12 protein-coding genes and 1 pseudogene are annotated in these 15950 nt (G+C 57.3%); 2 read left to right on the forward strand and 11 right to left on the reverse strand.

What is annotated here, in order from left to right; genetic code table 11:
• Positions 1-128 precede the first annotated feature (128 nt).
• Positions 129-496: pseudogene (locus tag SO139_RS19450) on the reverse strand (ribbon-helix-helix domain-containing protein).
• Between the two features lie 107 nt (positions 497-603).
• Positions 604-1206: a DJ-1/PfpI family protein gene (locus tag SO139_RS19455; RefSeq protein WP_498540379.1), complete on the reverse strand. Its 603-nt coding sequence runs from the start codon at positions 1204-1206 to the stop codon at positions 604-606.
• 994 nt (positions 1207-2200) lie between these two features.
• Between SO139_RS19455 and SO139_RS19460 the strand changes: the two genes are divergently transcribed.
• Both SO139_RS19460 and SO139_RS19465 read left to right on the forward strand, forming a co-directional pair.
• Entirely contained in the window at positions 2201-2755 is a 555-nt protein-coding gene (locus SO139_RS19460) for a peroxiredoxin (protein WP_498540380.1), read from the forward strand.
• 182 nt (positions 2756-2937) lie between these two features.
• Complete coding sequence (locus tag SO139_RS19465; protein WP_498540381.1) at positions 2938-3069, forward strand: hypothetical protein; 132 nt, start codon at positions 2938-2940, stop codon at positions 3067-3069.
• A 1130-nt stretch (positions 3070-4199) separates the two neighbouring features.
• On the opposite strand, the gene SO139_RS19470 is transcribed toward SO139_RS19465, so the two are convergent.
• The 9 genes from SO139_RS19470 to SO139_RS19510 form a co-directional block, all read right to left on the reverse strand.
• Positions 4200-4937 carry a sulfite exporter TauE/SafE family protein gene (locus SO139_RS19470; RefSeq protein ID WP_498540382.1) on the reverse strand — a complete coding sequence of 246 codons (738 nt, stop codon included), beginning with the start codon at positions 4935-4937 and terminating at the stop codon, positions 4200-4202.
• Between the two features lie 160 nt (positions 4938-5097).
• A complete protein-coding gene (locus SO139_RS19475) occupies positions 5098-5958 on the reverse strand; it encodes a xanthine dehydrogenase (RefSeq protein ID WP_498540383.1) in 861 nt (286 codons plus the stop codon).
• A gap of 753 nt (positions 5959-6711) precedes the next feature.
• Complete coding sequence (locus SO139_RS19480; protein ID WP_498540384.1) at positions 6712-7662, reverse strand: class I SAM-dependent methyltransferase; 951 nt, start codon at positions 7660-7662, stop codon at positions 6712-6714.
• Between the two features lie 8 nt (positions 7663-7670).
• The gene (locus tag SO139_RS19485; protein WP_498540385.1) at positions 7671-9023 is read right to left on the reverse strand and encodes a coproporphyrinogen-III oxidase family protein; all 1353 of its coding nucleotides are present in this window, start codon (positions 9021-9023) and stop codon (positions 7671-7673) included.
• 633 nt (positions 9024-9656) lie between these two features.
• Complete coding sequence (locus SO139_RS19490) at positions 9657-11435, reverse strand: FAD-dependent oxidoreductase (protein ID WP_498540386.1); 1779 nt, start codon at positions 11433-11435, stop codon at positions 9657-9659.
• 32 nt (positions 11436-11467) lie between these two features.
• On the reverse strand, positions 11468-12298 hold the full coding sequence (locus SO139_RS19495) for a phosphoenolpyruvate hydrolase family protein (RefSeq protein ID WP_449379845.1): 831 nt from the start codon (positions 12296-12298) through the stop codon (positions 11468-11470).
• Positions 12285-13529 (reverse strand): Tm-1-like ATP-binding domain-containing protein, encoded by a 1245-nt coding sequence (locus tag SO139_RS19500; protein ID WP_498540387.1) that lies wholly within the window; start codon positions 13527-13529, stop codon positions 12285-12287. Before SO139_RS19500 ends, SO139_RS19495 begins: the two co-directional genes overlap by 14 nt.
• A gap of 387 nt (positions 13530-13916) precedes the next feature.
• Positions 13917-14615, reverse strand: a complete 699-nt coding sequence (locus SO139_RS19505) for a hypothetical protein (protein WP_498540388.1) — start codon at positions 14613-14615, stop codon at positions 13917-13919.
• A gap of 441 nt (positions 14616-15056) precedes the next feature.
• Complete coding sequence (locus tag SO139_RS19510) at positions 15057-15941, reverse strand: helix-turn-helix domain-containing protein (RefSeq protein ID WP_449379894.1); 885 nt, start codon at positions 15939-15941, stop codon at positions 15057-15059.
• Positions 15942-15950 lie beyond the last annotated feature (9 nt).

The following is a 15950-nucleotide window of genomic DNA, read 5'->3' on the forward strand; positions in this document are numbered from 1 at the left end:
AGCGTTCCGAAGGTTACACGTTCAAATCGTGTCAGGCGCGCCATTTGAAAGTAGCTTGTTGTCCCAGACAAGTTCGGCAACAGCCATGACGCAATTCCGCCTAACGAGCGACTGAAACCCTCGATTTGTTATTCGTGCTCCCGGCTCGCAGCAAAAAGTCGTGCCTCGCTCTCGAGGATGCGGTTGGCGTCTAGCGATCTGATCGGCGTGGCGAAATCGCGCGGGATGTCGTCAGAGAGCTGCAGCATCAGATACCGGCCGCAGCAGACGCGGAGGAACGAGGAAAATTCTCCACGTTCGCCCGGTCCTCCAGCAATTCTTCATGCAGCCGGTCCAGAAGCTGCGAGAGTGTCATGCCGTCGCGCTGCGCGATCTCCTCGAGAATTCGCCAGTAAAGGTTCTCCAAGCGGATGCTGGTGGAGAAACCGCGCATTCGCACGGACTTCAGCCGGGTCTGCCAAAGCTCCGCATCCGCATTGACAAAGAGCCTGCACATGGGCGACCTCCTCGGTCAACAGAACCAGCCGGATCACAGCCTATCACCCTGCCCTGCGCCTGTACCTACGCTCATTCCCACTGGGCGGGCGTCGTCAAGCCGGACGATCATGCGGCGCGGCGCATGCCGGAATGGCTGATCGTCGTCCCCAGAACGGCAAAAAATTGCGACAGCCACGACGGGTGAGCCGGCCAAGCCGGCGCGCTGACCAGATTGCGATCTGTCACAGCGCCATCAATTGGGATATCGGCATAGACGCCGCCTGCAAGTTCGACCTCGACGCGGCAGGCCGGATAGGCCGAACAGGTGCGCCCCTTCAGCACGCCGGCGCCCGCAAGGAGCTGCGCCGCATGACAGATTGCGGCGACGGGCTTCTCGGCATCGAAAAAGTATCTGACCAGATCGATCACCCGTTCATCGGTGCGAAGGTATTCGGGAGCTCGGCCGCCCGGTATCACGAGCGCGTCGTAAGTTGAGCAATCGATTTCGGTAAACGTGTTATTGATCGTGAAATTGTGGCCGCGCTTTTCGCTGTAGGTCTGCTGGCCCTCGAAATCATGGATCGACGTTGCGATTGTGTCGCCTTCGGCCTTGCCGGGACAGACGGCATGAACCGTGTGGCCGACGGCGAGCAGGGCCTGGAACGGCACCATTGTTTCGTAGTCCTCACCAAAATCCCCGACGATCATCAGAATGCGCTTGCCGTTCATGCGTTATCCTCGCTCATTGGGTTCCAGCGCTCGCACTTTTCGCGCCTGAAGATACAGCCGGCGGACGAGACGTGGCGTTAACCAGTTAACGCAGTCGAGCGAGCGGCACGCGCACGCTGCCGTCGGCAGTGTGCGCGCAAAGAGCCCAGGCGTCAAAGAATGCCTCAGCTTCGTCGGTAACGATCAAGCTACGAATGGACAGTTCTTCTTTCAAATGCCTCGCGCATATTCCGTATACAAATCCGGCCACAACTTGTCCCAACGCGCGCGCACAACAGATGGTTCGGCAGCAAACATCGCCGGAGTAAAAGCATTGAACAATACCTTGGGACTCCAGTTCCATCGAAGCGGCACGACACATCCAACTGCTCCGAATCACAGCGGTGTGAGACACTCTTCGTTCCGAGCGCGCGTTCCGAGCGCGCAAAGCATATTGCTACACAAAGTAGCATGTTGTCGCCTCCTTGTTTTGGTGGGGTACAAATCTGTGCCACACTCCCGCAGCCGCAGTTGAAGTCCCTCGCGAGCGTCACCGATCTGCGACGACTCGATCACCGATGCCGAGAACAGCCTCGCAGAGCGTTTCTTTCTCGCGGATCGCTCGCGTGATCGCCAGGCGGCCCCTGAAGGAAGTCGTTTCGACTAAGTCCAAGCACATCGAGATCGCAGCAAGCGGTATTTCCAGAGAGAAAGCAGGATGAGGGCACAACACATGCGCCCGAATGGGAATGCACGAGCGCTTCGCGGTATCCTCTGCCTTCCATTCACCAGATGATGTTGACGTTCGAATGTGCAGGTTTTCGTCAGGCCTCCAACCCGGCTCGCCCCACAGCATCGAAGTGCTGGCCCCTCCCCGATCGGCTCTCCGGAACTTTCAAACCAATCAGAGCCTGTGTTGCATTTCAGCCAGTCTAAACCTCAAGATCGAGTGGCATGTCGATTGCTTCGATGAAGCCAGACCACCGCTTCCACGCGCAACCCCGAGAGGACACACATGCTTGGAATTGGAAGTAAGTTGCCGTCGTTCGAAGTCACGGGTGTGAAGCCGGGCTTTCACCTGCAGGAAGAAAAGGGGCAGAGCGCGTTCGAGACGTTGACTCAAGAGAGCTTTCCCGAAAAATGGAAAATCATCTTCTTCTACCCCAAGGATTTCACCTTCGTCTGCCCGACCGAAATCACCGAGTTTGCCCGGCTATCGAAGGACTTCGCCGCTCGCGATGCAATCGTGCTCGGCGGCTCAACCGACAACGAATTCTGCAAGCTCGCTTGGCGCCGCGAGCACAAGGATCTGCATCACCTTCCCATCTGGCAGTTTGCTGACTCCAAAGGCACCCTTGTCGATGGCCTTGGCGTGCGCTCGCCTGAGGGCGTCGCTCATCGCTACACGTTCATCGTCGATCCGGAGAATACGATCCAGCATGTCTATGCGACCAACCTGAATGTCGGCCGAAGCCCGAAGGACACGCTACGGGTTCTGGACGCGCTGCAGACCGACGAACTCTGCCCCTGCAATCGCGAAATCGGCGGCGAGACGCTGAAAGTCGCCTGAGGCAACACGTCAATTGAGCAGTTGAGGATTAAATTCCGGATTGCGCCAAGGACGTCAGACTCTGCGCCGACGACGACCAATGAGACGCTTTTACCGCAAAGCAGATACGGCCTGTTGCTGGCGAGCGTGATTGCGACCCACAACTCAGTGTCATAGAGGCGATAGAATCCGCGGCGACCGTCGTGATCGCGCTGGCGGCGATCGCAGCAGCGAAATGTGCGGCTGCCGTGACGGCGATGAACAAGATTTACTACCGCTTCGGCCACCTCCCATCCAATCCGGAATACAAGGCGATGCCGGTGCGGTTGCGCTAGCGGTTATAAGAAAATCGCTGCGAGCGTGCCCACCGCGCCGCAAACCAGCCCAATCAGAGAGCCGGTTGTCGGCACCTCGCGGAACAGCAGAAATGTCAGGATCGGCTCCGCCACTAAAATCGATCCCACCGATATCGCGACAATTATCCAAATTTTTGAAGGCACGCATGATGCCCCTGTCGCGCTGGTTTATCTCCGTGCAGTCGCGGCCGAGCATGTAGGGGCCCACCGGGGGGTCCATAATTGGCGCATAGGTGACGTTGAAGATGTCAGGCTGAGCGCTTCCTGCACGTCCGGGAAGCGGGTGATAAACACCGGCCCTTCGGACCGCGATGAAGCGGCTCTCAGTCGAGATCGACGACCTGGTGAAAGAAGTCGCAAAGGAGCAGGTACCGTGGCTCCATATTCCTGAAGGCCAGGTTCTGAAGACCAGCCGGGACGCAATCTGGTCCGTTCAAGTACCGTCTTGAACCCACCTGGATCGAAAACCGATAGGCTATCCGGACTATCCTGTGGAATGGCGCTAGGATGCGTTTGATCCGCAGCCGGAGAGTCGGAAGTTTGAGCTCTTAAAAGCTTAGTCGGGTGGCCCCGGCAGTGAGACGCCGGGACCGTTTCATCTAATTCGCGATGAAGCTCAATGTGCTGGTGCCCAAGCGACCAGGCGAATGCAATAATGGCTTCAGATCGCTATTTGCCAGCGAGATTCCGCCGTCCGGAGGCCGCCTCGTCCGGAGCGCCTGAGACAGGGGCGCTGGGAGGCCCATGATAAGGATACGCCAAATTCGTTCGTGTACGTCGTCCGCAACGTAGAGCGCCCCGTCCGGCGCGATTGCCGACCCACAATTCCAGGATGAGAGATACGAGTTCACGGTCGAGCTCTTGGAGAGCAAAAACGCTGGGAAGTCAAAACGGCACTTGGGGAGACTGGAGCGGTCGATCTTATCGGCATCGTGGGCTATTACAGGCTCGTCTCAACGATCTTGCCCAAATGAGGAGACGCTTTCCCGGTTGCGGTCGCGGGCAGATGCCGGGAACGTGGGCGGCCACGACCGTATTCTTCTCCAGCATCAGAAGCAGACGTTGCTTGGTCGACGTCCCGGATGGATCCAAGAACCGATCTGACGGTGTTATCTTGTTGAAAAGAGCATAAGCTGGATCCCCGCGGCGCCAAGTACGGCAGCAAGTACATAGCGCGTTGTGGTCTCCGACAGCCAACGAAGACCAATCGTGGTCCCTACCATCGCCCCTGCGACAGCCCCCAGTGCGTATAGCCATGCCTGAGGTGAAGGCAACTGTCCGGCGTAAATCGCGCCGACCAATCCAACTGCGGAGTTCACCCATATGAAGGGGGCAGACAAAGCTGCTGTCTCTTTGGGCGAAGCCCACCGCATCGCAATAAGAATAGGCGCGAGGAAAACGCCCCCACCGACGCCAGTAAGCCCCGAGACCAGGCCGATGCCGGCTCCTGTCGTAATTGCGCCCCATGACGGCGTGCCACCGTCAGGGATCGCTTTCTTGGCTCGCCCGATCAACAAGATGGCAGCAGCAAAAAGGAGGATAATGCCGGTGATAGCATCATAGAGATGCGGGGGTAGAATTGTGAATCCTCCAATTAAAGCAGTTGGCACCGAGGCGGTTAGAAAAGGTCTCAATCTCTTCCAATCAATAAAACCACCGCGATTGAAGAGCCATGTCGAATACGTGGCAGCAACGATGTTAAGTAACAATGCTGTCGGTCGCATCTGAGTTGATGGAAACGATGCAAAGGCCATTAAGGCAAGAAACGCGGTGCCACCCGCCTGCCCAACCGTCGCGTAAAGGAGGGAAATGATAGCGAAGAAGATTGTGAGCATCGCGATTGGCACTTCAGTGTTCTGCGCAGCGGCAGGGGGAAAGCATCCGTATGCCCAATGCCTTCGGATGCGGAAAAGATTGATGTGCTAAGCTACCTGCTGCACGAACTGTCCGGTGCCTACACCGGCAGTTCACGCCAAAGAGCGCGCCAAAAGTAGCCTCTCTCTCTAACTATCGGCGAAAATATCGACGATTGTTCGGTCGGGGCGAAATAAGTTTCTCGATTGCCGCGACGGCGCTGCATCCGATGGATCGCCCTCGTTCATCCATGCCAGTCCAGCAAGATTGGCGTCCGCGCGGATCGACCTCCAGCAATTTTACGCCCTCCCGCACGCGCGCGCCGTCCCGTGCAATACCGCGTAGCACTCCTTCGATGGGAGCCTGGACCGATTTGCCGCCGAGACAACCCAACAGCAATCCCTTGGACACCAGCGTGCCGATATCGAGGCCTGTCCGCCAGATGCCATCGCGGGGCGAGTACACGAAGCGCTCGCGTCCAGCGCCGCCGAGCTCGCAGGCTCGGCCGTCCGCCAGCTTGGTGACACCTCGCGAGATTATTGCACCAGTCTCAATCGGATGGGTCTCGATGGCGGTGTCGCAGTTGACGCCCACCTCGAAGCCGGGCCCGATTCCGACTGTCACCCGCGCGAAGCCGCGCAGATCGGGAGGTCTTCGGTGCTTCTGCATGCGTGCATCCACGATCACGGATAGTGAGCGCAAGGCAATGACGTCGGAGAAGTGCATTTCGGTCACTGCCACGCTGCTCGGTTCGGTGTGAATCTCTGTGATTTCCGCTAGCGTATCGGCCCGTTTGCCCACGACGCCCTCAATTTCACTCGGCTCGCCGAACAGCGAGTCGTGAAATGCCATGCGGCGGCGGATCACCGGTGGAAAGGCATCGTGTCTCATTACGACAGCAAACTTCGCTTCGGTGAGCTTCGTGGCGATAGCAGAAGCGATTTCGTTCGTGCCGAGTACCAATGCGAAGAGCCTTGGCGCGCGTGCATCCTGGATCTTAGCAGCGACTTTCATGGGCGGGGCCCCGTTACCGGGGGTCCGTAGCAAACTACGCGCCAATCGCGAATTCGGGTTCATATATTTCAACAAAAGGGGTTCGTTCTGCCGACCACGGTGAAGCCGCGCGTTCCAACATGTCCTTCGAGATTGTCGCGGATACGACAATCGCGGGTTCGGCTTCTGTCAAATGGCCGGAACGGCACCGCGATCGGGGACCGAGCAAGAACGAGCGCCGGCCCAGGACGATGCGTGGCCAGGCGCTGTATGTGCATTGCAGTCGTAGACGTGGGCTTCACCGCCTGTCACTTTCACAGAGAACTTGGATGACGTGTCGTGATCGAAGTGCGCGGCGCGGCAAGTGAGCCGCGGCAGCCGCGGCTGCCCGCGCGTTCACCTTCATATATTCTCCTACTGGCGGGTGTCAGAAGTAGAGCGAGGCAGCGGGGCGGCCTGACGCGCCGACGCCTCGATGTGATGCGCCAGGTCGCCCCTGCATCACCGGGGGGAGTTTCGGCAATGCTCCCTCGGACGAAGCAAGCAGCGTGCCTAAGCCGGGCTGCAGCTACTGCGCGCATTTCCTGCAAGCTTTTGCCTGTCTAGCCACTCGCCACAAAGGACATGGAGCGTTTTCAGCCGCGGCCTGGATAGTCCTGTGCGGGGGCGGCGGGCGCCATGATGGCACGTTGGAAGTTCTCCGGCAGGAAACGAAGAGCAGACGAAAGACTTGCTTCGGCTAGCAGGCTACCTAATCAGAACTTTCGTCCGAGCTTAAGCTTCCCGAATGCTCAAGCGCTTCGGGGACGTGAAATATCGATATTTGCCAGTCAGCATTCCGTTAACAAACTGGAGGCCGTGATCGCCATAGATCATATCCTCGCGCACATAGCTGTCGGCTATGGCCCCCTGATTGTTGCCGCCGACCGTCTTCCGGTTAGTCGCCACCCCATGGCTGGCTGGTGGCGAGCCGAGCATCTCAATTATGGCATCGCGTGATGTGCCCAGTTTCAAGTCATCAAATTGTTCGGCAGGAATCATTCCGGCCGCGTCGATGGGCTCAGCTCGCATTGGCGGGAGATCTTCAGATCCAATTGGCTTACGAGCCACAACTTTCTCGATGCAGTGCGAATGAATTGGAATGCCAGGATGCGAGTCCCATTTAATGTAATGGTCAGACCGTAGAATCTCCCAGTCGGCTTCCGCATAGATTGCTTGAAGCTCTCCCCGCGAGAAGGACTTCTTGTGACCGGACGCCAAACTCTCCTTCGAAACGGGATGGTCTGGTTGATCGAGAGTATTGGTGAAGCAATGAAATCCTCCAGGCCGAGTCCGATCGATTAAGGCCGTGATGAGGGGTTTCCAGACGCTCCGTTCCGTGAAATGCAATACGGAATGCGCTATAAACACGTCGAGGTAAGCAGGTGGCTGAAACTCTTCAACGCGAACCACACCGCTCGTAATGTTTACGCCAAGCTCACCTGCGAGCCTATTCAACTTGGAGATCGCGACTTCAGAGCTGTCACTCGCGATCACCTGATGATCAAAATGGGCCAAATAGAGAGCATTGCGCCCCTCGCCGCACCCCAGCTCGACAACCACGCTCTTCGAGCGGAGAGCTGGCGCGATCTCGAAGATTTCGGGGCTAGGACCACCCATAGACGAAACGTTGTGGTCGGCGTAGCCCGAATCCCACCAGCAAGGTGAATTCGCCATCTCTTCCATACTGCACCTCACGCCGCCTGATATTGTTCCTCAAGTCTAACCACCGTGTCGGAGTAAAACATCCGAGCTATAATGCTCGAATATTTGACCCCCTTTTGCGTAAGCTGACAAACATCATCATCGGCCAAATTGATGAGTTGCAAAGACTCGAGCGCCTTGAGTTCTTCGCCGAAATCGTCCGCTAGCGCCCGTCCGAATATCGCGGCGTAATTCTTTCTGCTTAAAGCTGACAATGTGAGGCCAAGGAGAGTGTAGCGACGCGCAACATCTTCCGACGTCAACTTGATTCCGTGTGATGCTATCGCCTCAGGATCGAACGGACGATCCGAGAATGTGTCGATGATGCGCGAAGCCGTGCCCCCGTCTACGGCATAATCCGTGCCGCAGTGATATTGGCCGAAGTAGCTTCTGGCACCAGCCCCCAATCCGAGCAGGGGCGTTCCCTCGAAATCCGACACTTCCTGCCGGTAGGCATGGTCGCCAGTCATCCTTGTGAAACGTGTGAAGGATTCTTGCCGGTAGCCTTTGGACGCCATCCAAGCAACGTTCTGATCGTAGACTTCATACTTTTCCGCTTCAGAGAAGAATAATTCAGGATTATGCATTTTCGAGGTAATGACGTTCGTCATGGGACGAACAACAACGGGATAGAGAGAGACCGTCTGCGGCTCATAGTCGAGCACGCGACCAAGCGAAAAGAGCCAAGAGTCACGGGTTTGACCACGCAGGCCGTAGATCAAATCAAGATTGACGTGGGAAAAGCGCTTGATGAGCGCCTCGATTGCCGCTCTTGCAATCTCAATCGAATATGGCCGACCAGAGTGCGCAAGCTCGCCGGGTTCCATGCTTTGGATGCCCATGCTCATTCGGTTAGCGCCAAGTGCCTGCAAGCAATCCATAAGATTATTGTCGAAAGAATCCGGTGCGCCCTCGACCGTAATCTCGCATCGCCGGCTTCGTTTTGGAAATGCAGTATCGAGGGCGGCGAATAGCTCGCCGAATTGATGCTCCGTTAGCAGCGTCGGAGTGCCGCCGCCGAAATAGATACTGACGACCTCTTGATCTCCGAAGTACTCTCCATATCGAGCAATGTGCTCCACCAACCGACCAACATAAGACTCCTGACTCCCGCGTCTATTGCGGGTTGCAAGAAAGAGAGTGCAATAGGTGCATCGGTAGCGACAGAAGGGAATATGGATATAGATGTTGATTTGCTTTGAGCGACTAACCTGCTCAGCAACATCGGTTATGCGGAGTGGTTGCGGGAAAGCCCTATACGCGCGCTTCGAAGGATAGCCATAGACGTATGTTGGCAGCTCCTTCTTCTCTATCTTCGTCCGAAGAAATTCCAGACGATCCATGATTTAACCCCTGGGTCGACGTGCATGACCTGAAGGTCATGACTCCTGAACCAACGACTAGGACCGCTCGGCCGCTCCGGCGGCAGTGCCAAAGAGAGAAACTCAAGAGTCGTGCCAAGCGCGCGAAATGCCCCAGAGAAGCTCGTTCTGTATCCTATTCAATGGCTTAGTTGCGAGCGGGGAACGGCACGTTGGCCGAGCATCACTGTGTCTTGGAAGCGACAAACCCGACAAAGAGCAGAACAGGTCGTGAAACTTGGGCGCGTATTCATTTTTGATACACGAGACCAAAACGGGTACAGGCCCGACCCGTGCGAACCGGCGGGGTGCCGAGGCGGGAGCCAAGCCACGCGTACAGGCAAATGGAGGACGGAGCCAAAGAAGTTGTTCGTTCAGGGCATCAGTACGGCGTGCGCCTTTCAAGTGGACGAGATCGCCGGCGTCTTTCGAGGCTCGGCAGGAGCATGAATGCATTGTGACGCCTGTCCTGGTACCGCTCGCCGTGACCACGCTGATCCGATGAGACAGCCGGACGGCCCAAAAAAAACCGCTGCTGGATTTCTCCAACAGCGGCTCAAGTCTAGGGAGAAAGCAGACGAACCGGTCTGCCAGCGGAAACGGCGAACTTGACCGTCAAGCTCCGGAAGCCGCAGCCTTTTGCCCATGTTGAGCCGATACCAACATGCCGTTGACCGCGCGGTACGCGAACACGATGGCCGGACCGATCGTGATGCCTGCTCCGGGGTAAATTCCGCGCATTGGCGAGGTCATGTCATTCCCGCAAGCATACAGACCCGGAATCTGCCTGCCCTTTTCGTCCAAGACGTTTCCGTAAGTATCGGTTGCCAATCCAGTCGCCGTGCCGAGCGTTGCGGGAACGATCGGCAGCGCGACAAACGGCCCATTTCTGATCGGTCCAAGGTTTGGATTTTTCGTTCCCACCACCGGATCGCCCAGCGTGCGATTGAAAGCCGATTCACCGCGGTTGAAGAGCGGATCGCGTCCCGCGGCAGCGTGTGCGTTGTGTTCCTCGATCGTCCTTTGAAGCTCTCCGGCGTCTAGTCCTATCTGCTTCGCGAGTTCTCGAATCGTCTGGCCTACCTTGATATAGCCAAGCCGCTCATATTTCCCGATGCTTAACGTCCAGGGCCAGGGTAGCAAATGTCCCATGCCTCTGAGGCGGACGAAGTCCTGGTCGCAGATGAAGTAGAATCGCTTGTCTGCCGGATATCCGTTCTTGAACATTGCCAGGCAGATATCGTGATACGAATTGGATTCGTTGACGAAGCGTCTGGCACTTGGCCCTACCGCGAGGACACCGGGGCGACCGCGGTCTAGCCAGCCGTACGGGACGACTTGCGAGCGGCTGCCGCTGTTCAGGATCGACACTGGGGTCCAGAAACCGGCAGAGGCGACATCACTGTCAATCGCGGCACCGAGCCTAGACGCAAGGGCAATGCCGTCACCGGTGACATCGGGATGCGCCAGCGTGTTGTTGTGCTGATGCGCACCGCTAAGCTCCGCTCTTAATCGCGCGTTACGAGCAAACCCGCCCGTTGCGAGGATGACACCATGCGAGGCGCGCACTTGAATTTCAGAATCGATCAGCTTGACGACAGCTCCAATGACGCGCCCCTCATCCTGGATGAGTTCTATGAGAGGAGACTCTGGCCAGATTTCTGCGCCATACTTGCGCAGGCTCACGAGCAACCGCGCGATCAAGGCATTACCCCCGCTGAGCTCAGTGCCACGTCTGTAACTCAGCCGATCCCACGCGTAGCGGCTGACCCGACGCAAAACATGCTTCAGCGAAGCGAAAGATTGAAACGGGTTCAAAAAGCTTCTCACCTCTGCGGAGGAGATCATCATTCCCCCAAGCACAACACGAATAGGGTCGCCTATTAGGTCGAAATCGCTGCCGAGAAGCCTTCCATCATAGGGGGCGGGGCTCAGTGCCCGGCCCTTGTCAACTCCGCCGACCTGGTTCGAGTGATAATCGGGGGCAGACGCAAGGGTAAATTTGACCTCTGTCCCGCTCTCAAGTGTTGAGAGCGCGGTTGGACCGTCCTCTAGATAAGGCTCTACAAAGTCTGCCCGATAGTAGTTGCCAAGTTCATGCTGCAGGTACGTGCGCGCTTTCGCAAGCGAGTCCTCAACCTTCGCGGACCGCGCCTGGGGCGAACAAGGAACCCAAATCATGCCGTTCGATAGCGCCGTCGTCCCGCCAAGCCGCGGCGATTTCTCACATACTATAACGCGCAGTCCGGCCTTTGCCGCATAGAGCGCCGCTGACAGTCCGGCTGCACCGCTACCGACCACGAGGACATCTGTCTCCCAATCATGATCGGGCTTACCTCGTTGCGGGAATACCACCGTCTTATGCCTGATTGATTGATGGGTCGGCTCGTTCATTCCGGCCTTGCTCCAAGATTTGCCCATGAGCGTCAGTGATTTCGAGGAAGCGAGACAGCTTTGAATTGCTCTGCCGCCGTCTTCACTGCCCGCTCAATTGGGATTCTTTCAATGGAGGATGCGCCAACGAAGCCGACACACTTCGTCGACCGATAGACCTCGACTGTATCCTGCGGCTCTGCGATTGCCCCGCCATGGCAAAGCAGGACAACGTCCGAGCGCACTCTTCTCGCTGCGATATTGATGTTATTGATGCGCCTGATCGCCTCTTGTATCGACTGGCCTTCTTCATGCCCGGCGAGCCCGCCACGGGTCGCGCCAACATGCGGGACGATGCAGTCGGCTCCTGCGCTGGCCATCGCCTTGGCGTCTTCCGGGCTTGCGACATAGGCCAGCGAGAAGAGGTTCTTTTTGCGGGCAGTCGCGATCATTTCGAGCTCACGTTCAAAGCCAAGCCCGACCCGGCCGCGGCGGTCACGCCATTTTTCGCCCATGGTGGAGATGGTCGGATAGTTAATCACGCCGGAGAAGCCGGCCGCCCAAAACTTGTCCAGAAGGGCATCAAGGTCGAGGCGAAGAGGATCCCACGCTTCGACGCCGCCTATCACAGGTACGGAAGAAACGACGTTGCGGATTTCTGCTGCGAGATCGAGGGTACGCGCATTCGAATCACCGATCCGGCTCGTGGGAAGTCCCATGAGACGGGACAGCCCGGTGCTGTAGACCACCAGCATGTCGGCGCCTCCCAGGACAGCGCACTTCGCAACCAGGCCGCAGCTACTCCCGGCGACAAGAACCGCTTTTCCTTGATCGACCTGTTGGCCGATCCTGGAAAGGATTTCGGCTCGCTCAAACATGCGCATCGCAATGAGCCCCTTGCCCCAACCGCTCGAGGATCCACGTCGTGGCGTTCTCGGCAAATTCGGGATCATTGATGTGGCAGTTCAGTTCGCGAACCTTAATGTTCGGCGCGAGACCAGCCTTGACCGCCTCGAGCCAAGCACTGTCAGCGTCGGGATTGCGAAAAATACCGCCCTCGCGGTCATAATCGGAAACACCTTCCGCGGGCCAAAGCACAATTGCAGGCCCCTTTGCCCGCGATAGCCGCTCGGCCGTGAGCCGGCCGATGCTCGCGTTTTCAGAAGGAGTTGTGCGCATGAGAGTCGTATAGGGCGTATGGGAGTACAGCTGGCGGCCGCGAAATTGATCAGGAACGCTTGATGGCGGACCAAAATTGACCATGTCGACCGCACCAGGCGCGATCACTTGCGGGATGTGCGATGCTGCTTTGAGTCGATCCGGACCGGCGCTGGCGGTGCCTCCAACAATCTCGTCGGCCAGCTCCGTTGTGGTCAGATCGATCACAGCGTCGAATTCGCCGGCCGCGATCAACTGCTCCATTTTGCGACCGCCGGCCCCGTTGGCGGGAAAGACAACCGTATCTACGCCAGCCTCGGCAAGGCGCGCCACGCAGTGATTTGCCGCAGGCGTCGTCACTCCGAAAGCCGTGATGGCAACGACCTTCCTTTTCCGCCCATACTTCGTGGGCGCATAGTTCATGGCCGCAATGGCCCTCCCCGCATTCTCCAATACCCGTTCGGTAAAGGTGTTGATCCCGAAGAGATCGACGAGCGTTGGATAGAGGATAATGTCGCTATGGACGGCCAATTCAGCGAGCAGCGCTGGCCTTGCACTGCTCACGAGCAGCTTGGGAAAGCCATAGGGCAAATCAGCCACGATCTCGCCGAAAACTGCGCTCCCCTTGCCACCGGCAATTCCGACAATCGCGCCAATGGCGCCCGTTGCCAGGAGGACACGGACCCTTTCGCTCGTCGTTGCGGCTATCTCCTTCAGGAGCTCGGCCGGCGAGACGACACGAGGGCCATTACGATCAGGTTGTTTTGTCCTCGCAGCCGACCCGGAGGTGCCGATGTCAATCAGGACGACTTTGCGGCCACATGCCTCGATGATATCTTTGAGATAGGACGCTTCGCGGCCCTTGGTATCCAGCGTTGCCACGATCGCGACCGCGCGCAGCTTGGATGGACTACCATCCCGGACTGACCTCTGGTCGTCCGTGCAATGGTGAGCCACGATCTTCCTCCCCGATCATTTTACACCAGGCACCCTTAGAGCGGGCGGAGGCCGGCTATAAGGTTGGTGACGCGCGCAGTTGGGTAAGGTTGGGTAGAGGCAGTGAAGGTGCTGCGCAGCTACTGCCAACGAGGTGTCGCTGGTCTGCATGCACCATCTTCGCGGCCCCACTGAAGCCCCATGCTCGTCTTCAGTGTAGTCTTCGATCTACGGCTGCCAAGCTTGCGCAGCATCCGCAGCAGAATGCCCCTGCCACGATTGTCATGACTAAAGTTCGCGGACGATCTTGGCTCAGTTCTTGAAAGATGCCGGCGTAAACGAGATTGCTTCCGCCGGCGATCAATGACAGGGAACCACCTTGGATCACGCAAGGTCGCAAATCAATCTCTAATACTTTTCAAATCCAACCATTTTCAAGGTCCAGTCGCTGACGCCCCCCTTATCGTTGCGGTGGATAAACATTTTCCGGATCGAGGTCTCAAGATTTCTGCGCTCGATTCCACTCAGAAACGGAATGTCGAACTGACGCGTTTGCTTGAACTTCTCAACCACGGCCTCAGTCGGATCGCAGACCGGTAGCCTTGCGGCAATCGCGTGCGTGGCATGCAGATCCTCGATAAAGTAAAAGCCCCCTGGCTCAACGATGGGGAACAGCTTTCCGAGAGCAAGCTGCTGGTGGTAAGCTGCGTGCGAAGCATCTTCGATAATGATCCTTACGGGAGGTAGTGAGCTCGCAAGTCTTTCCAGGGCTAGCGCGTCTCCCATGTCAAGGCGCTCGAAACGGAATCGGTCCAATTCAAAGGCGCTGAAATCGGAGATGTCGCAGCCGACGATGTTGGCTTTGGGAAAGAACTCCAGCCACATCTTGATGGACGGAATGTCGTAGACCTTGCGAGCGAGCAACGCACCGGGATCGAGAGAGCCGTACCCATGCTGCAATCCAATCTCGACCATCGTGAAAGGTTCGTCGCGGAATTCTTCGAATAGAAAAGAGTAGAAGCTGGTGTAGCCATGTGCGTCGCCAACCTCATCTCCCTTGTCGGTTCCTAGGCTATTTGCTCGCTTCGTCAAATTCGGCACGTTCATTCCAACATCACCTGTTCTTGGAAGAGACCCAGAGATAGTGGACGGCTTTTCAAAGCGCGTGCCAAACCGTAAGTGATGATTTCTTTTGCGTATTCTTATCAAGCCTCTGTCGCCGGTTCGACCGAGTGTCGCGATTCTGACAAGTCGGCACACAAACGCTCAACCGCGCTCGATTTTTAGCGCATCGCCATTTCGACGAAGTTTCAACGGCAGGCGAACCGTTTCATCGGGATGCGATCGGAGGCACATTGACGTTGGCCTAACGATCCCCTCTGTTGAACGTCAAAGTTGCGACCGGATTGAGCACGAGATCGCGACAACGAGCAGGCTTAGACGCATTCAGAGCAGGGAAAGACGACTGCGCCGTCAAAGCGCTTGATCACGAAACGACAAAGACGCGAAATACATAATATTTTCGATGAAAACTGTGCGAACGCCAGTTCAACTTCCTTCGGCGCGCCGCCAAGTTCGAGGGCTGGTGCCGGTGCTACGTTTAAACTCACGACTGAAGTGATAGACGTCGCAGAAACCGCAGCGTTCGGCAATGGTACCGAGCCCGGCGTCGCTTTCCAAGAGCAGCTTCTGCGCCATCATGATGCGCTCTCGGATCAGCCAGCGCCTTGGGCTGATCTGCAGATGCCTTTGGAATAGCCGCCGCGTCTGTGCGGCACTCAGGCCCGTGACCGCGACCAGTTCGTCGGCATGCCAAGATCGCTCCGGTGCCTGCCGCATCTTTGAGACGATGGCCCGCAATGGAGCGGGGAGACGGGAATCACCTTGCTTAGACGGTGCTGCGATGAGGTGCAGCAGTTCCGCCACGAGGCGATTGAGGGCCAAATCAACGTTATCATCTCTGGCGCGCAAGACATCAAACAGGTTTCCGAACCACCGTTCGAGGTCTTTCGGTGCCGATATCGTTGCGAGGGTTGCGCCGGTGCCGAACACTTTTTGGCGAATAGCCGGCGTGTTCGGTCCGTCGATCCTTACCCATAGAACGGTCCAGGGATCGCTCTCGTCCGGCCAGTGCGCATGTGGCGCCTCGTTGGCAATCCAAATCAACTGATTGCGCCCAACAATGAATGTCCTGCCCTCGCTGGATACGAAGCCACGTCCCGCTGTGCAGTACAGAATGTCCTGACCCGGATAGTTGTCTCGCGCGATGTGGTGGTCGCGCGCGGTGATGGCTTTGCCAGCCCTAAGCACCGTAAAGGCGCAGCGAGTCCAGGCGGCGTCAGGAAGGACGTACTGATAGCTTTCCGGAAAAACTGTGCGCTGCGGTAATAATGCCATGCGTGTTTTATATAAACCGAAGCGTGCTTTGTCCATTTCCACCCG

This window comes from Bradyrhizobium sp. UFLA05-89 (assembly GCF_059803475.1).